The organism is Brevibacterium sp. SIMBA_078 (genome assembly GCF_046534565.1).
In the GTDB taxonomy this organism is placed as follows: domain Bacteria; phylum Actinomycetota; class Actinomycetes; order Actinomycetales; family Brevibacteriaceae; genus Brevibacterium.
Genome location: NZ_JAWRYQ010000002.1, coordinates 437,347 through 456,426, shown reverse-complemented (window position 1 = coordinate 456,426; position 19,080 = coordinate 437,347). Strand labels below are relative to the sequence as shown.

General features: G+C 64.4%; 26 protein-coding genes and 1 riboswitch. Of the genes, 16 read left to right on the top strand and 10 right to left on the bottom strand.

Annotated elements, in window-relative coordinates; translation table 11 throughout:
• Positions 1 to 20 precede the first annotated feature (20 nt).
• The gene (locus SB749_RS10455) at positions 21 to 602 is read right to left on the bottom strand and encodes a hypothetical protein (RefSeq protein WP_410710272.1); all 582 of its coding nucleotides are present in this window, start codon (positions 600 to 602) and stop codon (positions 21 to 23) included.
• 87 nt (positions 603 to 689) lie between these two features.
• Here SB749_RS10455 and SB749_RS10450 point away from each other — a divergent pair, with 87 nt between their 5' ends.
• Positions 690 to 1,376, top strand: coding sequence for an SDR family oxidoreductase (locus SB749_RS10450; RefSeq protein ID WP_410710271.1), 687 nt, complete (start codon positions 690 to 692; stop codon positions 1,374 to 1,376).
• Between the two features lie 114 nt (positions 1,377 to 1,490).
• Here the strand turns inward: SB749_RS10450 and SB749_RS10445 are convergent, their stop codons facing one another.
• On the bottom strand, positions 1,491 to 2,129 hold the full coding sequence (locus SB749_RS10445; RefSeq protein ID WP_410710270.1) for a dihydrofolate reductase family protein: 639 nt from the start codon (positions 2,127 to 2,129) through the stop codon (positions 1,491 to 1,493).
• A gap of 120 nt (positions 2,130 to 2,249) precedes the next feature.
• On the opposite strand from SB749_RS10445, the gene SB749_RS10440 reads away from it, so the two are divergent.
• Positions 2,250 to 2,741, top strand: a complete 492-nt coding sequence (locus tag SB749_RS10440; protein WP_410710269.1) for a winged helix-turn-helix transcriptional regulator — start codon at positions 2,250 to 2,252, stop codon at positions 2,739 to 2,741.
• An 11-nt stretch (positions 2,742 to 2,752) separates the two neighbouring features.
• Here SB749_RS10440 and SB749_RS10435 read toward each other — a convergent pair whose 3' ends face one another.
• Complete coding sequence (locus SB749_RS10435; protein ID WP_410710502.1) at positions 2,753 to 3,613, bottom strand: sigma-70 family RNA polymerase sigma factor; 861 nt, start codon at positions 3,611 to 3,613, stop codon at positions 2,753 to 2,755.
• Positions 3,614 to 3,690: 77 nt separating this feature from the next.
• Here SB749_RS10435 and SB749_RS10430 point away from each other — a divergent pair, with 77 nt between their 5' ends.
• From SB749_RS10430 to SB749_RS10420, 3 genes are all read left to right on the top strand, one after another.
• On the top strand, positions 3,691 to 4,080 hold the full coding sequence (locus SB749_RS10430; RefSeq protein ID WP_410710268.1) for a DoxX family protein: 390 nt from the start codon (positions 3,691 to 3,693) through the stop codon (positions 4,078 to 4,080).
• A 103-nt stretch (positions 4,081 to 4,183) separates the two neighbouring features.
• A complete protein-coding gene (locus tag SB749_RS10425; RefSeq protein ID WP_410710267.1) occupies positions 4,184 to 4,516 on the top strand; it encodes a VOC family protein in 333 nt (110 codons plus the stop codon).
• Positions 4,509 to 4,979, top strand: coding sequence for an SRPBCC domain-containing protein (locus SB749_RS10420; RefSeq protein WP_410710266.1), 471 nt, complete (start codon positions 4,509 to 4,511; stop codon positions 4,977 to 4,979). Before SB749_RS10425 ends, SB749_RS10420 begins: the two co-directional genes overlap by 8 nt.
• Here SB749_RS10420 and SB749_RS10415 read toward each other — a convergent pair.
• Positions 4,969 to 5,871 (bottom strand): carbohydrate kinase family protein, encoded by a 903-nt coding sequence (locus SB749_RS10415; protein ID WP_410710265.1) that lies wholly within the window; start codon positions 5,869 to 5,871, stop codon positions 4,969 to 4,971. The genes SB749_RS10420 and SB749_RS10415 overlap by 11 nt on opposite strands.
• 119 nt (positions 5,872 to 5,990) lie before the next feature.
• Between SB749_RS10415 and SB749_RS10410 the strand changes: the two genes are divergently transcribed.
• The 5 genes from SB749_RS10410 to SB749_RS10390 are packed head-to-tail and all read left to right on the top strand — an operon-like array spanning position 5,991 to position 10,756.
• Positions 5,991 to 6,449 carry a DUF2695 domain-containing protein gene (locus SB749_RS10410; protein ID WP_410710264.1) on the top strand — a complete coding sequence of 153 codons (459 nt, stop codon included), beginning with the start codon at positions 5,991 to 5,993 and terminating at the stop codon, positions 6,447 to 6,449.
• Between the two features lie 27 nt (positions 6,450 to 6,476).
• A complete protein-coding gene (locus SB749_RS10405; protein WP_410710263.1) occupies positions 6,477 to 7,637 on the top strand; it encodes a nucleoside hydrolase in 1,161 nt (386 codons plus the stop codon).
• Positions 7,634 to 8,512: a histidine kinase gene (locus tag SB749_RS10400; RefSeq protein WP_410710262.1), complete on the top strand. Its 879-nt coding sequence runs from the start codon at positions 7,634 to 7,636 to the stop codon at positions 8,510 to 8,512. The genes SB749_RS10405 and SB749_RS10400 overlap by 4 nt, the downstream gene beginning before the upstream one ends.
• Positions 8,509 to 9,348 carry an energy-coupling factor transporter transmembrane component T family protein gene (locus tag SB749_RS10395; RefSeq protein WP_410710261.1) on the top strand — a complete coding sequence of 280 codons (840 nt, stop codon included), beginning with the start codon at positions 8,509 to 8,511 and terminating at the stop codon, positions 9,346 to 9,348. Before SB749_RS10400 ends, SB749_RS10395 begins: the two co-directional genes overlap by 4 nt.
• 1 nt (position 9,349) lies before the next feature.
• Positions 9,350 to 10,756, top strand: coding sequence for an ATP-binding cassette domain-containing protein (locus SB749_RS10390; protein WP_410710260.1), 1,407 nt, complete (start codon positions 9,350 to 9,352; stop codon positions 10,754 to 10,756).
• A 39-nt stretch (positions 10,757 to 10,795) separates the two neighbouring features.
• Here SB749_RS10390 and SB749_RS10385 read toward each other — a convergent pair whose 3' ends face one another.
• On the bottom strand, positions 10,796 to 11,086 hold the full coding sequence (locus SB749_RS10385; RefSeq protein ID WP_410710259.1) for a YrhK family protein: 291 nt from the start codon (positions 11,084 to 11,086) through the stop codon (positions 10,796 to 10,798).
• 109 nt (positions 11,087 to 11,195) lie between these two features.
• Between SB749_RS10385 and SB749_RS10380 the strand changes: the two genes are divergently transcribed.
• The 5 genes from SB749_RS10380 (at position 11,196) to SB749_RS10360 (ending at position 14,330) form a co-directional block, all read left to right on the top strand.
• Positions 11,196 to 11,837, top strand: coding sequence for a hypothetical protein (locus SB749_RS10380; protein WP_410710258.1), 642 nt, complete (start codon positions 11,196 to 11,198; stop codon positions 11,835 to 11,837).
• Positions 11,838 to 11,897: 60 nt separating this feature from the next.
• A complete protein-coding gene (locus SB749_RS10375) occupies positions 11,898 to 12,470 on the top strand; it encodes a DinB family protein (RefSeq protein WP_410710257.1) in 573 nt (190 codons plus the stop codon).
• A gap of 13 nt (positions 12,471 to 12,483) precedes the next feature.
• The gene (locus SB749_RS10370) at positions 12,484 to 12,945 is read left to right on the top strand and encodes a VOC family protein (protein ID WP_410710256.1); all 462 of its coding nucleotides are present in this window, start codon (positions 12,484 to 12,486) and stop codon (positions 12,943 to 12,945) included.
• An 82-nt stretch (positions 12,946 to 13,027) separates the two neighbouring features.
• Positions 13,028 to 13,708, top strand: coding sequence for a PepSY domain-containing protein (locus tag SB749_RS10365; protein WP_410710255.1), 681 nt, complete (start codon positions 13,028 to 13,030; stop codon positions 13,706 to 13,708).
• Entirely contained in the window at positions 13,701 to 14,330 is a 630-nt protein-coding gene (locus SB749_RS10360) for a thymidine kinase (RefSeq protein WP_410710254.1), read from the top strand. The genes SB749_RS10365 and SB749_RS10360 overlap by 8 nt, the downstream gene beginning before the upstream one ends.
• Here the strand turns inward: SB749_RS10360 and SB749_RS10355 are convergent.
• A complete protein-coding gene (locus SB749_RS10355) occupies positions 14,327 to 14,971 on the bottom strand; it encodes a mismatch-specific DNA-glycosylase (RefSeq protein ID WP_410710253.1) in 645 nt (214 codons plus the stop codon). The two genes, SB749_RS10360 and SB749_RS10355, sit on opposite strands and share 4 nt — an antisense overlap.
• 23 nt (positions 14,972 to 14,994) lie before the next feature.
• On the opposite strand from SB749_RS10355, the gene SB749_RS10350 reads away from it, so the two are divergent.
• The gene (locus SB749_RS10350) at positions 14,995 to 15,510 is read left to right on the top strand and encodes an SRPBCC family protein (protein ID WP_410710252.1); all 516 of its coding nucleotides are present in this window, start codon (positions 14,995 to 14,997) and stop codon (positions 15,508 to 15,510) included.
• Positions 15,511 to 15,610: 100 nt separating this feature from the next.
• On the opposite strand, the gene moeB is transcribed toward SB749_RS10350, so the two are convergent.
• The 4 genes from moeB to thiO all read right to left on the bottom strand — a co-directional run bounded on the left by moeB (position 15,611) and on the right by thiO (position 18,978).
• On the bottom strand, positions 15,611 to 16,801 hold the full coding sequence (gene moeB / locus SB749_RS10345) for a molybdopterin-synthase adenylyltransferase MoeB (protein ID WP_410710251.1): 1,191 nt from the start codon (positions 16,799 to 16,801) through the stop codon (positions 15,611 to 15,613).
• Positions 16,798 to 17,565: a thiazole synthase gene (locus tag SB749_RS10340; RefSeq protein ID WP_410710250.1), complete on the bottom strand. Its 768-nt coding sequence runs from the start codon at positions 17,563 to 17,565 to the stop codon at positions 16,798 to 16,800. Before SB749_RS10340 ends, moeB begins: the two co-directional genes overlap by 4 nt.
• A 1-nt stretch (position 17,566) precedes the next feature.
• Positions 17,567 to 17,824, bottom strand: coding sequence for a sulfur carrier protein ThiS (gene thiS / locus SB749_RS10335; RefSeq protein ID WP_410710249.1), 258 nt, complete (start codon positions 17,822 to 17,824; stop codon positions 17,567 to 17,569).
• Positions 17,821 to 18,978 carry a glycine oxidase ThiO gene (thiO, locus tag SB749_RS10330; RefSeq protein WP_410710248.1) on the bottom strand — a complete coding sequence of 386 codons (1,158 nt, stop codon included), beginning with the start codon at positions 18,976 to 18,978 and terminating at the stop codon, positions 17,821 to 17,823. The genes thiS and thiO overlap by 4 nt, the downstream gene beginning before the upstream one ends.
• A riboswitch (TPP riboswitch) is annotated at positions 18,968 to 19,071 on the bottom strand. (Overlaps the previous gene by 11 nt.)
• Positions 19,072 to 19,080: the final 9 nt, after the last annotated feature.

Here is a 19,080-nt window from a genome sequence, read left to right as displayed (position 1 = left end):
AGGCACGCGCATGTGCGGGCCTATCGGGGCCCATGAAGGCGCGGTGCGAAACGGGCGTGTGCGGCTTTCAGGACCGGGAAGAGTCGACGGGGACTGAGGACAAAACCATTCCTGACGAGTAACCGCGGATGATGCCCGCGCCCGAGTCGTCGACGGGTCGCCTCCTCGGTGAGGATATACGCCGCGGCCTTGAGGCCACGGCGTGCCGCCTTTTCGAACACGATCGCTTCGATATCCTGCCACGGCAGCAGCGTGCCGGGCAGTACCTGATCGCGCCGTGCCAACGCGACGCCGGCGGGGGAGAGGACGAGGGATTCGCGCCTGCGCATTCGCACGAACAGACCGATCGGTGCGACGACCAGGCACCCGACGATGCCGATGACCAACGCCCACATGCGCAGGTTGATGATGATCAGCCACGGGCTGCGCCAGTCCTCGATTGTGGCGGTGACGACGTAGATGAAGAAGGCGAGTAGACCGATGCCGATGACGAGCGCGACGAGCAGACCAAAGAGGACCTGCCGATTCGAGGAGGGGATGACGACCTGCTGTCCACGGTCGAGCCGACGCACGACTGCGGCAGGGGAGAGATCGTCGGTCATGGACATCAGAATACCGGCGGCACGGAATAATTACGGCCGACCTGTCGCTGTACCGGACACCAAGCATCACCGACAACGGAGGTAGATATGTCTGATTCAGCTCGTGTCGTCATTCTCGGCGGCCATGGAAAGATCGCACTCCTGGCAGCACCCAAGCTCAAGGCCGCAGGTTTCGCCGTCGATTCGGTGATCCGCAACCCCGACCAGTCATCCGATGTCGAAGCCGCAGGGGCCAACCCGGTCGTCCTCGACATCGAAACCGCCGACACTCAGGCGCTCGCCGACCTGTTCGCAGGAGCCCAGGCGGTCGTCTTCTCCGCCGGAGCCGGCGGCGGCAGCCCGGAGCGGACGAAGGCCGTCGACCTCGAAGCAGCCAAGCGATCCATCGACGCAGCCGAACAGGCCGGGGTCAAGCGCTTCGTCATGGTCTCCTATGCCAGCGCGAGTGTCGACCGTGACCGTGTCGACCCGGAGAGCTCCTTCTACCCCTACGTGCAGGCCAAGAGCGGTGCCGATGAGCACCTGCGAGCAAGCTCGTTGGACTTCACGATCCTCGGACCCGGCGGTCTGACCCTCGAGCCCTCCAGCGGCAAGGTTCTCATCGCCGATGCGGCCGGCGACCTCGATGGGCAGACACCGGCCGACGATGTGCGGGTGACCTCACGCGACCTCGTCGCCGACGTCATCACCCATGTCCTCGCTGAGTCCGCTGCGGTGCGTGAGACCGTGAACTTCTACGACGGGCAGACCCCCATCGCCGAGGCGATCAGCTGAGCTGAATAGTCACACGGGCTCAGCCCCAATCGAACCCGCTGGCCTGTCGTCTCCGATCGGAGACGACAGGCCAGCGGTCTTTCGATCGAAACAGTCTTGTGCCGCGCGTGAAGTTTAGCCCTTTCGATTCCACAGTTGATGGGTCAGACCACTGGCCGTGGTGATGGTCTCGATCGTGAAATCCTTCTCCAATCCCTCGAGTCCTTCCCAGAGCCAGACTCCGCGGCCGAGGGTGACGGGGACGATGACGAGGTGCATGAAGTCGAGGAGGCCGGCCGCAAGGAACTGTCTGACCATCGAAGGACCGCCGCCGATGCGGACATTGCCGCCGTCAGCGGCGGCGGTCGCCTCGGCGAGGACATCGGCTGGGGAAGCATCCACGAAATGGAAGCTCGTGCCGTTGTCGAACTCCATCGGCTCCCGCGGATGATGAGTGAGAACGAAGCACGGAGTCTTGAACGGCGGTTCCTCACCCCACCAGCCGCGCCAGCCGTCGTCGGGCCACGGCCCTGTCTGGGGGCCGAACTTCTTCCGGCCCATGATCTCGGCTCCGATGCCCTGCCCCCACATGGCGAACAGAGCGCGGTCTGCGGTCACCGGGGCGTTGACCTTGTCCACTCCCTCGATGCCGCGGCCGTCGAAGAAAGAGAACAGTGCTTGGGCTTCGCCGATCGGCTGGTCGAAGGTGACGAACTCGCCGGCAGCGAAGCCGTCGAGGGAGACGAAGAGGTTGTTGACACACGCTTTGGCCATGAGCACTCCAATGTGATGGTTCGGCTGATGTCTTCAGTCCGACGGATGGCGGCGGTTCCGGAGAAGTGGACCCAGTGTAAGATTAAGTAGTTTCAGAATGCAATCACTGGAGGTGGGGCGATGCCTGCACAGCCGCGTTCAGGATGTGCGATCAATGCCGCCGTCGAGGTCCTCGGCGACAACTGGTCGCTCATCGTCCTGCGCGACATCATCTTCGGCAATCGTCGGCACTTCCGCGAGCTGCTCACCCACAACAATGAGGGCATAGCCTCGAACATGCTCGCCAGTCGTCTGCGGAAGCTCATCGACGAAGGGCTGCTGACAAAGGCGGAAGCCCCACGCGGGCAGCGAGCCGAATACTCCCTCACCGAGGCTGGAATCCAGACTCTGCCCGTCATGGTCGCCCTCGGAACGTGGGGAATGACCCACCGGGAGACTGCACCGGAGCTGACGATCCGATCCAGAATCATGGCCGATGACCCCCAGCTCGTCGCCGGCCTCATGGATGAACTTCGGGAGACCCACCTCGGGGTGCCGCGCCCGAATCCTGACGAGCCGCGTTCCTCAGAGCAACTGCAGGCCGCCTACGAGGCGGAGATCTCCGGAAGCTGAATTGGGTGGGGCTACTGCTCAGGCGGTCTCAGTCGCTCCAGCAGCTTCCTTGAGGTGATCGAGACGATGCCGATCATTCTGCCGTCTGCCACGGTGCATGCCATGAGTCCCAAACGGTGACCGCTTGCGGTCAGAACGAGCAGACCCGGCTCGCCGTTGACGTTGACCTTTCGAACTTCGATCCTGTGCGGATCGCCGCGGCGAATCGCTGCGAGCACCTCGTTCGCACCCATCCGGACCATGTGGCCGCGGGTGTTGCTGCGGTGCCACGTCAGTCGCGGGTCGAGAATGTGCAGCAGAGCGTCGAAGTCTCCATGCCGTGCGGCAGTGAGGAACGCGTCGACGACAGCACGACGCTGTGAGAGTTCTCCGGACGGTCGTGGTGTGACCTTGACCTTGCGTCGGGCCCGACTGGCGGCCATCTTCGCAGCAGCTTCCGAGGATCCGTTGACGGCCGCGATTTCGGCGAAGGGCACTGAGAACATGTCATGGAGGACGAAGGCGACTCGCTCCTCCGGACGCAGTGAATCGAGCACGATGAGCATAGCTGGTCCGAGCGAATCCGACAGCGTCGCATTCTGCTCGGGAGTCGGGTCGTCCTCGTCGACGATGGCTTCGCTGAGCCAGGCATCAAGCGACGATTCTCCCCGAGTGGCGCGTCGGCGGAGCGCATCGAGACAGATGCGACCGACGACCCTGGTCAGCCACCCGGCGAGATTGTCGATGGACTCCGGGCCGTTCCGCTCCCAGCGGAGCCATGTCTCCTGAACGGCATCTTCGGCGTCCGAGTGCGAGCCGAGCACTCTCGTGGCCAACGCGGTGAGGCGAGGGCGATGAGCTTCGAACTCTGAGGTCGAAGATGACTGCGCGATGGCTGTTACCTTTCCTGGCGGCGGTGCGTCATCAGAGCGAGAGTCCGACCGGGCTCTTTCGGCAAAGGAGAATTGCAATGATGGACATCGTACTATGGGTCGTCGCCGCTGCTATGGCAGTGGCTTTCGGTATCGGCGGAGCCTCGCAGGTGATCCTGTCCAAGGAGAAGTATCGGGCGCTGGCCCGCAGCCAGCACTGGGTGGACGATTTCGGTTCGGGACATATCAAGGCCATCGGAACCATTAAGCTCCTCGGCGTGATCGGACTGATCGTGCCGCCGCTGGTGGGGATCCTTCCGGTTCTCTCGCCGATCGCGGCGTGTGGACTCATGCTGGTGATGGCTGGGGCGGCGACGACCCGATTTCGGCGCAGCGAATGGGGCCTGATGATGGGGGACACCGCATACCTGCTGGTGTTTGCGTTCCTCGCATGGGGCCGGTTTGCGTTGGCCCCGTTCGGGGGCTGAGCTGAGCGTCGCTCTTGTTCCCGGGGCCGATGTGTGCTTCCATGGAATAAGTGATTGCAGAATGCAATCACTCGATCTCGAGACTGATCCCGAAGGAGCGATCATGATCACCGGACTCATGGCCAATATCGTTGTCACCGGCGAGAAGGAAGCGACCGAATGGTATTCCCGACTCTTCGAAAGACACCCGGACAGCAAGCCGATGGCGGGGCTGGCCCAATGGCTCTTCGACGAGAGTTTCGGAATCCAGATCTGGCAGGACCCACAGCGAGCCGGACGCTCCAACGTGGTTCTCGACGTGGACGACCTCGACAAGATGGCCGAGCATCTGCGAGCGGCCGGAATCGACCATGACGAACCGTCCCCAGGCGGCGGACAGCGCATCCTGCCGGTCACCGATCCGGACGGAAACCAGGTGGTGTTCTTCGGTGAGTGAGGCAGCATCTGACCAGGGGGCGCCGGTGACCGCGACGATCAGCCTCGGCGCTGATTTCGAGCATCCGGTCTCGACGGTGTGGAACGCCTTCGCCGATACGGACCAGCGCGTGCAGTGGGGTGTCCCCGCGGGAGAGGAGATGGTCTGCGACATCGACGAATTTCGTCCGGGCGGATCGATCCGTGCCCGCTGTGGGTCACCGGGAGAACTCGAGTTCGTCTCCACCGGGCAGTACTGCTCATTGGAACCGGAGCGTCACATCGTGACCACCGAGACTCTCACCAACGACGATGAGATCCTCTCGACGGCCATCATCACCTGGACCCTGACCGCCATCCCGACAGGCACCCGGGTCGAGCTCGTCGACCAGGTCGTGTCCTTCGTCGGTCAGGGAATGATCGACGGACACCGCAACGGGCACGACATCTGCCTGCGACAGCTCGGCGAATTCCTCAGTTCGTGAGGTCCCCGGCCCACGGCAGATCCGCACCCTCACGGCTGACCGTGATCGCCGCAAGCGCCGATGCACGATCTCCCAGGGCCGCGAGTTGTGCCGTGCTGAGATCGGACACAGCGTTCTCCTGAGCATGCAGGTCGTGGATGAGCGAGACCATGAACGTGTCCCCGGCCCCGATCGTGTCTTTGACTTCCACCTTCCTTGAGGTCACCGATGCCCGCGCCGAGGCGGTCGCTACGATCGCACCCTCACCACCGCGAGTCATGGCGACCAGATTCGCCCCGAGGCTGAGAAGACGGTCGACCTGTGCGGTCTCGTCGAGATCGGGATAGAGCCAGTTCGCATCAACGTCGCTGAGTTTGAGAACGTCGACTCGACGAGCCAACTCCTCGAATCGCGGCAGCGCATCGTCGCGGGAGCCGATGATCGACGGTCGGATATTCGGATCGAAGGAGATGAGCGGACGAGGATGCGTACCGGAAGCCCCGGTCGCAGAGGCGAGGACATCATCGATGACTGCGGAGCCGGGCGACAGGAATGCCGCAATCGAACCGAAATGCACAACAGAGCGTGGTGCCTCCGTGAGCAGGGAAGAGTCAGGATCCCACCGCAGGTGGAACTCGTACTCGGCGGAGCCGTCATCGGCGAGGCGAGCCAGCGCTGTGGACGTGGCGCCACGTGGTGAAGCGAGCACGGCGACCTGAGACTTCTGAAGATGAGCGAGAAGGAATCCGCCGTGGAAGTCATCACCGACATCGGTGAGGAACTCGACCTCGACGCCGAGGCGGCCCAGGCCGAGAGCGACATTGGCTGGAGCTCCACCCGGTGCATAGCGATCGGGAGCGCCGGGCGTGCTGACGATGTCGATGAGGGCCTCACCGATGACGAGAATGCTCATGGGAACGATTCTAAGGTGAAGAATCATCTCCGGCTGTGACCTGCAGAAATAGGACTAAAATCGGGGAGCGATGTGAAGTCGCATCGTTTCGTGTCAGTGCCGTCTGGAACTGTGTGGTCATGGACAAGAACACCATTGACAACGACGTCAGAACGATCATCGACGAGGAGACCGCCCGTGTCTTCGCCCCGCGCCCCGGCGAATGCCTGGCCTGCTACGTGTTCCGACAACTCGGCGAATTCGGCTGCAACGGCACACACCGGTTCGCGGAAGGCTTCCGCGACCGTACGGCTCCACGCGCCACGGCACTGCTCGCGCGGCTGAGCAGCATGGGTGCCTGCTGCTGTGACTGTGAAATGTTCCTCAATGCTTTCACCCTCGCCGCCAAACCGTGGATCACCAGCATGCCGTTCGGTGAGGTCATCGGCACTCCCTTCGGCAGTGAGGAGGCCATCGACATGAGAGAAAGGTTCGGAATCGACGAACCTCCCTCGACGAAGCTCTACCTGTGCTGTCGACTGGTGAGACGGGGATCGACCCAAGCCTGCGGAAACTGGGCCCGCATCCGACGGTGGTGACACAGCCGGGTCCGGCAGAATGGGACCATGTCATCCACTCTGCCGCTCTTCCTCGACTGCGACCCCGGAATCGACGATGCTATTGCACTGGCCTACCTGTGCTGCCAAGACGATGTCGACGTTGTCGGCATCGCCGCGTCTGGAGGCAACGTCGCCACTGCACAAGTCGTCGAGAACACCCGCGGGTGGTTGTCGCTGGCCGGACGCAGCGACATTCCCGTCCACGCCGGCCACAGTCTTCCGCTGGCACGGCAGGTCCTGCAGACGGATCCGCAGGCATCGGAGACGGCAGCGGGCGAAGCCGTGGAATATGCCGACCTCACCCATGGCGAGACCGGGCGGGGATATGCGCGGCTGCCGGCCTCGAGCACGCCGGTGAGTTCGGCAACGGCGGCTCAGGCTTGGGTTGATGCCGCCCACGCCCATCCCGGACAGCTCCTCGGTGTCGTCATCGGTCCGGCCACGAATCTCGCGCTGGCCCTCGAAATCGACCCGGATCTTCCGAGTCTGTTCAAACGGCTCTTCATCATGGGCGGAGCGTTCAACTACCGGGGCAACACCCATCCGACGACGGAATGGAACGTCACCTTCGACCCCGAGTCCACCGCCCAGGTGCTCGCCGCTTTCGACCGCACCAATCAGAAGGTGGGGCTGGCACAACTTCCGGTCATTGCCCCGATCGAAGCGACCGAAGCCGTAGAGATGACACCCGAGCGGCTGACCACCATCCTTGACGGAGCCTCTGCCGATGGTGCCGATGACCGCTGGCAATCAGCACTCGCAGAACTGGCCGAGGCGCTCCGGTTCTACTTCGAATTCCACGAATCCGATGGACTCGGCTACCTCGCCCACATCCACGATCCCTTCGTCCTCGCCTGTGCTCTGTCCTGGGCTCGGCAAGACACCACAACGTCGTCCGGAACAGAGCCCGAAGGATCGGACTCCGACGCCCGGGAGCCGTCCGCCCCGGTGCCCGTGAGAGGAGCTGCGGGGGCCCTGCCATGGGCGTCGACGCTGTGGGCACCTGTCGATGTCGAACTCACGGGTACACTCACACGAGGCGAAACCGTCGCCGACTGGCTGGGGCGGTGGGGCCGCCCCGTGAACGCAGAGATCATCCGCGCCATCGATGCCCCCGCATTCCTCGACCACCTCAGCACCACCCTGATGAAAGGACCACCCGCATGACCGCACATTCCAGTCCGTCTGGGCAGGGGCCGACCACCACGGTCGGTCCCGGACAAAATCGCAACCGCACTCTTCCCCTCATCCTCACTCTGCTCGGCACGCTCGTCGTCATAGGCACCTACGTCGCCGTACTCCTCACCCAACCCGCCAACCTCGGCGTCGACCTCGGATACACCACTCTGTGGGTCATGCTCGGCTATCTCGGTGGAGGCATTCTGCTCGCCGCCGGCACCCTCCCGCTCATTCCCCGCAGCGTTCTCGCGCTCATCCCGGTCGCCATCGCCCTCAACGTCGTCATCGGGCAGGTCATCGGCAACTACACACCCGTGCCCCTCTATCTCGACTCCATCGGAACCGTGCTCATCGGCGTTCTCGCCGGTCCCGCAGCAGGTGCCTTCACGGGAATCGTCTCGAACCTCATCTGGGGCGTGACCCTGAGTCCCAGCGTCATCGCCTTCAGCTCCGGGGCCGCCTTCATCGGCGCCGCCGCCGGCTGGGCAGCAAGGCTCGGAGTCTTCCGCACACCCTGGACCGCGGTCATCGTCGGCGCCGTCGCCGGTGTTCCCGCCGGTGCCATCGGAGCACCCGTCGCCGCTTATGTCTTCGGCGGCGGGCTGGGTGCCGGCACCGGGGGAGTCGTTGCGATCCTCCAAGCGGCGGGCCTCGAGATGTTCAACGCCACCTTCGCACAGAGCATGGTCTCCGACATCGTCGACAAGGCGCTCATCTTCGCCCTCGCCTATGTCGTCATCCGGTCGCTGCCCAAACGCATCGTCGGTCGCTACGAGTTCGCCGCCCACAGTCGCCCCCGGACGAAGAAGACCGACGGCCCTGATCTGACCAAACAGGCCGAATCGGCACAGCCTGCGGAATGAGTCCCGCCTCTTCCGACACGCACACCGCCGTTGACGCGGCTGAGGCTCACCGCCGGAAACGTCGTCTGCACCCGGCCACGGAATTGATCATCCTGGCCTGCAGCCTGCTTCTCGTCTTCGGAATCCCCTCTCCGATCGTGCCGGTCATCATCCTGACCGGCACGGTCGTGACCGTGACAGTCTCACCCGTCGTGCGACTGCGGGCATGGGCGATGACGGTGGGTCTCCTGTGCCTGCCGACTCTGGTTGTGCTCATCGTCGTGCAGGGGCTGTTCTACCCCGGCACCGATGTGCATGTGCTCTGGCAAGCCGGACCCGCTCGCCTCAGCGTCGAAGGACTGAGCATCGCCGTCCAGATCTGGCTGCGGGTGAGCGCCTTGATCGGGCTGTGCACGCTGTTCGGCCTGGGCGCCGACTCCGCTCGCCTCTTCGACGGTCTGCGTCGACTTCGTCTGCCCTCGGCAGTCGCCTATATGTGTGCCTCTGCCATCGGTCTCATCCCAATGATCGGCGCCCGCACCCGACACATCATCGAAGCCAGACGGGCGCGAGGCTGGGCCACCGACTCCTGGCGGGTGCGCATCCGACTGCTGCCGGGAATCGTCGCAGGACTCGTCACCGCGATCCTGCTGACCGTCGACCAGCGTCACGACGTGCTCGAATCCAGCGGACTCGATTCGGATGGGACCGCGACTGCGCTTCAAGACCACACGGACGGGACAGGGCAGAGTCTCCTGCGGATCCTGACTCCGCTCGTGACCATCGGACTCATCGTCGCCTCGGTGATGGGAGTCCTCCCGCTGCCGGGCGCCGCGCAGCTGATCGGCGGTGCCTGAGATGACCGTTGCGATCACGGACGCGTGGTTCACCTATCGTGGAGAGGATGCTGCCGCGCTGAGCGGAATCACTTTCGGCATCACCGGTGGAACCAAGACCGCAGTGCTCGGACCGCTCGGATCGGGAACGTCGACTCTCTGCCGCCTGTTGGCCGGACAGCTCGTCTCCCGGGGAGCCCTGACCGGCACCATCGACCGGCACGGAACCGTGGCGCTGCTCGGCGATGACCCGGAAGCGCAGCTGAGCGGAATGACCAGCCACGTCGGTGACGAGTCGCAGCTGGCGTGTCGACTGCACGGGTATGACCCGGCCGATGCCCACCGCCGCGCCCGGAACCTGCTCGAGCTCCTCGGCGTCGGAGACCTGTGGAACCGACGGCTGGACACGCTCTCCGGCGGGCAGAGGCAGCTGGTCGCGGTGGCACGGATCCTCGCACCCGGTCCCGACCTGCTCGTTCTCGACCAACCAGCAAAGTCCTTGGATCCGCAGATGCGTGTGCGTCTGGCGACAGTGCTGCAGGAGTTCTGTGATCGGGGAGGGGCCGTGCTCATCACCGGTCATCAGACTGACGAACTGACCCGGATCTGCGAAGAGATCCGCTTCCTCGACGCAGGTCGGCTGCAGACGGCGACTCCCACGGCTCGATCCGGCGGGATCTGGGACAGCCGCCCGAACGATGAAGCGACCCTCTCGGCGATGCCGAGGTCACTGGCAGATCCGCTGCTCACCGTTCGCGACCTCACCGTGGATCGGGGAAGCAGCCGCATCCTCGACGGCCTCGATCTCGATCTGCGGCCCGGCGAACTCACCTCAGTCACCGGAGCCAACGGGGCCGGCAAGTCCACGCTTCTGCGGGCCCTCCTCGGCCTGCTCGACCGGTCGGCGTCCGTGACGGGCACGATCACGGTCAGCCGCCTCGGCGAGATGATCCGATTGGACACCCTGCCCGCCCACGCACGCAGTGCTCACCTCGGATGGGTGGGACAGGATCCGGGCCTGCAGCTCTCCGCCGCCACAGCGGCACGCGAACTGCTCCACGCCGTGCCGCTGCCGCCGCATCGACGGCGAGACCGAAAACGAGTGCGCAGCCATCGCCAGGCAGACGCAGACTCCGTCCTCGCCGAGGCGGAACTGACCGAGGTCGCCGACGACCATCCCTTCGACCTCGATGTGGCCAGGCGCAAAGACATCGTCATCGCCTCGGCGCTGATGACCGAGGCGACGGTGCTGCTGCTCGACGAACCGACGATCGGGCGCGACCACGCGGCAATGACCCGGCTGAACGCGATCATCGAGTCGTTCCTCAACCGTGGCGGTGCCGTTCTGGCGACGACACACGACCAGCGCTGGGCGAACGAGTTCGCGCACCGCAGACTGCGGCTGACCGACGGGCGAGCCCGGTCATGATGGAATGGCGGACGGATACTTGAGAGCGGATGACAGCGGTCAGTAGTCGAAGGAGTCGTCTCCGGCGGCCGCGGGGCTGCGCAGCCTCTGCAGGTGCAGATGCCTGATGAGGCGGATGACCGGGCGAATGAGCATCTCGACACTGCCGATGACGAACAGCCAGGTTCCCGAATAGGTCAGAGTTTCGGAGAAGAACATGAAGCTGCCGATGAGGAACCACAGGCCGATGAGCACATCATTGGCGATGCTGATGACCTGGTAGCGCTGCCGGATGACGAGTTCCTCCCGTCCGATCCGCAGATGAAGATCCGGATTGTGCTCGGTCAACACTCTCTCCTTTCCGCTGAATCCTTCTCACATCGAGCCTACCGCCGGCGTCCGGGCACGGACTCCGACCGGGGACGAATCTCGTGTCAGGGGCTGCACCTACCGTGAGGACATGGACCAGAAGTCGAAACCAATCGATTCCCACGCTGCCGAGTCGTTTGACCGTCACCTGCCGATGCCATGGGACGAGCTGCTCGCCGCTGTTCGTCGATCCCCGCAGCTCTCCGCCGTGGAGGCGGCCCGCACTGTGAGGCAGCGGTCCGATCTCACGACCGACGGTCTCAGTACTCTGCCCGCGGCGAGCCCACCCACCTGGGATGGACTGCACACAGCCATCAACACGCTGCACCGGAAGAACCTGCTGCCGGACGACCTTCCGCACACCCGCAGCCCCTCCGTCATGCTCACCCATCTCCTCAACGAACTCGCCCTCATCTTCACCGGCCACCGCAGGCTAGGGCATGACCACGGTGCGGCGTCGGCCGAGCCGAGGAATGAGGGCGCGCAGGTGCGTTTCGAAACCGAGTGCATCACCTGGCTCATCACCGGACGACTCGGAGTGAGGGCCGCCGCGACAGGATCACTCAAGGGCTATCTCAAACACGGAGAGCTCATTCCCGAGTTCTCACGAGACCGAGTGCTGCAGACCGTCGACACGATCGAGGGACTCTTCGGAGGTGCGGTCGCCTTCGGGACCACGATCCGCGAGGAGATGCCCAGCTTGTTCGAACTCGATGGCAGCCTGGCTGTCTGAACCCTGACAAATCATCCGCGACCCTGGTACTCAGCCACCCACCGGAGCAGAATGACCACCATGTCCACCTCACCACAGCGTTGGAGCATTGCCACCGTCTACCCCGATATGTGGGTCGATCCCGACGACGATCCCCGCAACTCCGACGGACACAGTCCCGACGGAGAACTCGCCACACTGCTGAGCTACCTGCACGACTACCGGCTGACTCTCAATCTGAAATGCCAGGGGCTCACCCTCGAGCAGATGATGAAGCTCTCCGTCCCACCGTCGACGATGTCGCTGCTCGGGTTGGTCCGACACATGACCGAAGTGGAGCGAGACTGGAGGAATTGGATCACCGACGGCGAACCCGAACCCCCGATCTACGGGAGTTCGGACGACGCATTCGACCTCAGCGATGCTTTGTCCCATCCCGACGAAACCGTCCTCACCGATGCCTTCGCCCGGCTGGAACAGGAACAGGTCGCCACTGACGCCGAAGTCAGCAGACACGACGACCTCGGCACACACGTAGGCCGAGAAGACATCGCGGTGCGCGAATTCCTCGTCCACCGCATCGAAGAATATGCCTGCCACTGTGGTCACGCTGATCTGCTGCGTGAATGCATCGACGGCAGAACCGGACAATAGGGAGCCACCGATCATGAGCCGAATAATCCAGGTCACCGTCGACTGCCACGATCCCGAAAGGCTCGCCCGCTTCTGGGCCGAAGTACTCGGCTACATCATTCCGGGTCCTCCCGGAGTGAGACTCGGTGCCGACGACGATCCCCTCGTCGCTTGGAAGGAGTTCATCGCCGGTCTCGGCATCGAACTCAGCCCCGAGAACATGCGTGCCGCCATCGAAGACCCTGAACAGGTCGGTCCCCGGGTCTTCTTCCAAACGGTGCCCGAGCCCAAAACGGTGAAGAACCGCGTGCACCTCGACGTCCGTGCCGCTCCGGGACTTGACGGCGATGAGCGGATGGATGCACTCGAAGCAGAATGCACCCGACTCACCGAACTCGGAGGCGCTCGGTTGCGCCGAGTCGATCCGGACCCGCCATTGGAACACGGCTTCATTGTCATGGCCGACCCCGAAGGCAACGAATTCTGCCTTGACTGACCACCAGAATCGAACCGTTGCCCAGATGAGATTGTTCTCAGAAACCACTGGTGAGAGGCGTTCCCTTGCTAGCGTGGCGGCCATGAAGACGAATCGCATGGCAATGAGTACAGCGGCCGGACTTGCAGCACTCGCTCTCGGCCTGGCCGGGTGCGGCGGAAGTGATTCCGGAAACGGAGGCGATGAGGCGCAGGACTCGCCCGCGGCAAGCGAATCGGCCGAGGCCAGCCCTGCCGGAGGCGAGGACCAGAGTGGCGACGACCAAGGCGACGACGGTGATGAAACCAAGTCGGCAGAGGAATCGTCCGGGAAAGGCCTGAGCGCCGGCGCCGACCTGAGCAAGGAATCGCCGGCCATCAGTGCCGAAGACGCGATCAAGACAGCCGAGGAGGAAGTCGCGGACGGAATCGTTCACGGCATCGAGCTCGACTGGGACGACAAAGACGGGGCTTGGCGGTACGAAGTATCCATCCTCGACGGAAACACCGACCATGACGTCGAGATCGACGCGGAGACCGGGAAGATCGCCGAACACGAGCAGGACTCGACCGATGACAAGGAGAAGGCCATCGACCTCAACGACCCTTTGACCTTCGACGACGCTCTCAAACGTGCCCAGAAGGAAGCCGACGGAAAGCTCGTGAGCTGGAAACTCGAATTCGACGACGGCAAACAGGAATATCAGTTCGACTTCGAGAACGGCGGCGAAGACACGGAAGTCACCGTCGAAACCGATTCCAAGAGAGTCAGCGTCGATGACTGACACCGGTCGTCTCACGGTCATCGCCGGACCCATGTTCTCCGGAAAATCCGAAGAGCTCATGCGCAGGGTCCGGCGGGCCACGATCGCTGGAATCGATGTCCTCGTCGTGTCCCACTCACTCGACACTCGCTCGGACATCTCCACGATCACCTCCCACACCGGGGTGAACATCCCCGCAGTTCCGCTCGGAGACGTTTCATCCCTCGCCGAGGCGGCCCGACAGAAGGACTATGACCTCATCGCCATCGATGAGGCGCAGTTCTTCGGCCCGGAGCTCGTCCCCGCCGTCGAGGACCTCCTCGGACGGGGCCTCGATGTCATCGTCGAAGGACTGTGCGTGACCTTCGACGGGCAGCCGTTCGAACCGCTGCCCAGCTTCATGGCCGTGGCTGAGGAGGTCCTGAGACTCACCGCGGTGTGCACAGTCTGTGGGAAGGACGCTGTGTTCCACCAGCGCTTGGAACAGACGGAGAGCTCGAACGGATCAGACGCAGCACAGACAGCTCAGTCACCCGAGGCGACTCTCGCCGCGACAGCGATCGATGCCAGCCATATCGGTGGGCTGGATGCCTATGTCGCTCGTTGCCGCCAGCACTTCACCGGAGCCGGCCCAAGGGCTTAGCCGTCGATGCTGTTCCAGACCTCATTCCAGATTCGCGCGAGGTCTGGTATCTGATAATGGGCGTTGAGGCCGCTCGGCTGCGGAACCACGTGCAGCGCGACCTCCGCCGGCCATCCCTCGATCTGCGTCGTATCCTGCCGACCGAGTTGAGCCTTCGGCACCTGAAAGCCGGTGCGGAACGCTGTGATCCCGGCGATTGCGACCGCTCGGGGCCTGATATCGGCAAGACGCTCGACGAGGTGGGTCGCACCTTCACGCAGCTCTTGCCGGGAGAGTTCGTCGGCCCGGACAGTGGCTCGCCCCACGAGGTTGGTCAGACCGATTCCACGACTGAGCAGCTGCAGTTCATCCGCAGGCTCCAACCCACACGAGGCATCGACCTGGTGATCGGTGAGACCCGCCTGGTGCAGAGACGGCCAGAAGCGGTTGCCAGGTCGTGCGAACGGCGCATTCACTGCGGCCGTCCACAGCCCCGGGTTGATGCCGACGATGAGCATCTTCAGCCCGGAGGAATCGCTCGGCAGAATATCGTCGATCGCATTCGGGTCGTCCGTGGCGAAAGCCGCAAGATCGTCCTTGGTCGGTTTGCGACCGCCCAGAGGGGATGGCCGACGATTGCTGACGAAGTTGTCCTTACTCACATCTTTCACACTACCGTCGGACCATGAGCTACGAGCATGTGACCCCGCAACCCGGAGAGTCCGCACCCTTCCATTTCAACGACCGCTGGATCACCGACGCCGGCATCGAATCGGTGTGGGCGGTTCTGGAACAGGTCGATGAGTGGCCCGGGTGGTGGCCGGGACTGACAGCAGCCGAAAGGGTCGGGGCCGCACAGGCTGACGTTGATGCCGCCGATCTGCCGGTGACCCCAGGCAGCCGAGCCCGCCTTCTGGTCCGAGCGCCGATCGGGTGGTCTCTCCGCTTCTCCATCGAAGTCGACGAGGTCGATGCACCCCATCACATCCGGTTCCGGGCGGAAGGTGACCTCTGCGGCGAAGGCCGCTGGACTCTGACCGCCTCCGAGGGTGTGACGACAATCGATTCTCTGTGGTGTGTGACGACGAGCAGAACGATCATCAGAGCGATGCGACCGCTGTCCGGACTCATGCACGGAGCTGTGATGAGAGCCGGCGAACGGGGACTCCGTCGGCGACTGTCAGGACTCAACCGCCACTGATCCGAACCCCTCAGGTCACCCGAAACTCGAAAACGACGCCGCCGGTGACGTTAGTTTCGAGTTTCGCGTGACCTGAGCTCGTTTCGCGCTGCCGGAGGCTTCAATCCTGCTCGGCCCACGCATCGATGCCCCCGGCAAGGGAACGCAGACGGACTCCGGTCGGGACCGATCCGGACAGAATCCGGACGGCCTCGGCCGATCGGGCCCCGGACTTGCAGTGGAAGACGATGTCGACAGGCGCCTCCGGCCGGACTGAAGCACCGACCAGCGACTGGAGCGCCGGCCACCCGCCGTCTCGGAGGCCGCCGAGGGGCAGGTGGAGTGAGCTGGGGATGGCCGCCAGCTCACGTTCCCAGTCCTCCCGCACATCGACGACGAGCACATCGTCTTCGACAGACAGGAAATCGGCGACGTCGATCTCATCCGGGCCAGGCTCTGCCACGCCGTCGGCGTCGAGGTCCACAGCACAGGCGGCAGCCACTTCGGTGAGGTCGGTGACCGGGGGACGGTCGGGATCAGGGGAGAATCGCAGGGTCGAGTACTCCCCGGTCAGCGCTTCATAGCGCAGGAGCCGACCGATGCATGGGGCACCGATGCCGCAGATGAGTTTGATCGCCTCGGTCGCCATCGCCGAGCCCACGGTTCCGCACAGCACTCCCAGGACCCCGCCCTCCGCGCAGTTGGGCACCGAATCGGGTTCCGGGATATCCGGGAACAGGTCGCGCAGCATCGGCCCGTGACCGGGAACGAACGTGCTCACCTGACCGGCGAAGCGGAAGATCGTGCCCCACACCAGCGGGGTGCCGGTGAGTTCGGCGGCATCATTGGATAAGTACCGGGTGGCGAAGTTGTCCGCCCCGTCGAGCACGACATCGTGTTCAGCGAAGAGACCGAGCGCATTCTCCGGGCTCAGCCGGTGCTCGATCGTGCGCACCTCGAGGTTCGGATCGAGCCGGTGCAGGGCATCGGCGGCAGAGGCGACCTTCGGTCGGCCCACATCGGCATCCCGGTGGATGATCTGGCGCTGCAGGTTCGAGGCCTCCACCACGTCATCGTCGATGATCGTGATCGACCCGACCCCGGCGGCCGCCAGATAGTTGAGGACCGGGGCCCCGAGACCGCCGGCCCCGATGACCAGCACCGAGGCGGCCCGCAGACGCCGTTGTCCCTCGAGTCCGAAACCCGGCAGGCTCAGGTGCCGGGAGTAGCGTTCCAGCTCCGTCCGGGACAGGGATTCCACGGGGTCGACGAGCGGAGGCAACGATGTCGGAGTGGTGGCAGCGGCGGTCATTGTGCTGCGACCATTCCGTCGAACGGCGATGACGCCAATGCCAACGGTCGTTTGGGAATCCTCCCGGCACCGCCAGCGAGATGCCCGGCCTCGACGGCCAAAGCCATCGCCCGGGCCATGGCGTGAGCATCGTGGGCGCGGGTGACGGCCGAGGCCAGAAGTACCGCGGTGCACCCGAGCTCCATCGCCAGAGCGGCATCGGAGGCGGTGCCGACACCGGCGTCGAGGATGACGGGCACCTGTGCACGGGAGACGATGGTCTCGATGTTGTGAGGGTTGAGGATGCCCAGCCCGCTGCCGATCGGAGCTCCGGCCGGCATGACCACAGCCACACCGGCGTCCTCGAGACGTTTTGCCAGGGCCGGATCGTCGTTCGTGTAGGCGAAGACCGTGAACCCGTCGAGGACGAGTTCCTCGGCTGCGGCGAAGAGTTCGATGGGGTCCGGCAACAGGGTGTCCTCATCGGCGATGACCTCGAGCTTCACCCAGTTCGTCTCCAGAGCCTCTCGAGCCAGTCGGGCGGTGAGCACGGCATCCCTGGCCGTATAGCAGCCGGCCGTGTTCGGCAGCACCCGAATACCCAGACGCTGGAGCATGGTGAAGACCGAGTCCCGGGACTCAGCGTCGAAACGGCGCATCGCCACAGTCGTCAGCTCGGTTCCCGAAGCCACGAGTGCGTCTTCGAGGATGCTCAGGGAACTCGCCCCTCCCGTGCCCATCACGAGGCGAGACGACATCTCCACATTATCGATCGTCCAGGTCATCTCAGCCTCCCTGCACAGCGGTGACGATGTCGACGGTGTGCCCATCGGCAAGGGTGAGAGAGGACCAGGTGCCGCGACGGATGACTTCACCGTCGACGGCCAGGGCGATGCCCAATCGTCCACCGTCGGCCGCTGTCCCATCGGGATTCAGTTCCCGTCCGGTGACCTCGGCGACGAGGTCGAGCGCCGAGGTGGCACCCGACAGCTCATGGCGATCGCCATTGAGGACGATGGTCGGTGAGTGGTCGCGGTCGGTCATGAGATGCTCCTCATCGGGTAGGCAGTGGTGTGTTCTGTGGTGAAGCGGTGCGGGGACACGGACTCGAGCGCCCCATCGGGGGACCAGCCGGAATCGACGCCCAAGGTGATCTCGGCGCCGAGCCGGCCACCGAACGGGGCCAAGAGGATGCCGTGGCGGAAATACCCTGTGCTCACGATGCAGCCGGGATCGATGCGGCCGATCATCGGCAGATCGTCGGGCGAGCCGGGTCGGGCACGGGTGGTGATATCGGTGATCTCCGCGTCGAGGATTCCCGGGACCAATCGCTGCCCGTCGGCGAGCAGTCGGTGGAGCGCCCCGGCCGGAGTGCCGGAGAGTCCGTCCTCACGCGAACTGGCACCGAGCACGATCTCGCCATCGGGGCGGGGGACCAAATAGACGGAGCGACCGTTGACCAGCCCGCGGATGGTTCGGCTCAGCAGCGGAGCCGCCTCGGCGGGGGCGCGCAGTCGCAGAACATCACCCCAGACCTCACGCAGAGGCAGCTGTGGGGCACCGACGATCGCGGACACAGCGCTGCCGGCGCAGATGACCACCTGATCGGCCTCCAGCCGGCGGCCGTCGCCCAGCTCGACTCCCACAGTCGTATCGCCGTCCTTGACCAGTCCGGCCGCGCGCTGGCGAACGAAGCCACCTGAATCAGAGGACAGGACAGTCAGCAATGCGGCAGTGAGCCGACGGGGGTCGATCGAGTGATCGCCTGGAATGTGCACGGCCCCGGCCACGGCAGGCGACAACGACGGCTCAACCCGGCGGGCAGCGCTGCCGGTGATGAGCTCGGTGGCGAAACCGGATCGGGATTGTGCATCGCGCAGCTCCCGCAGAGCTTGCAGATCAGCTCGGTCACCGGCGCACACCAATGTGCCGGCATCCGAAAAACCGAGATCGCTGCCGGCGGCGCTCGCCACCTCGGCGGAGAACTGAGGATACATCTGCGCGGAGGCCCGCATCAGCGGGTACAGGGGAGTCTGCCCCCAGACCACCTCGGCGGCGGGAGCCAGCATCCCCGCAGCAGCATGGCTCGCACCCTGGGCGGGCGCAGGATCGATGATGGTGACTTCGGCGCCGAGGCGGTGCAGATACCAGGCCGTGGACAGGCCGATGATCCCGGCGCCGACGACAATGACTCTCACAGCTTCTCCCTCCGGCGGCATGATCCGCATCAGGTCTGACGGTCGGCTCTTACGCCCTCTCAGCCTCGTTGGGAGGCTCCCGCGAACTCCTCTACTCTATGA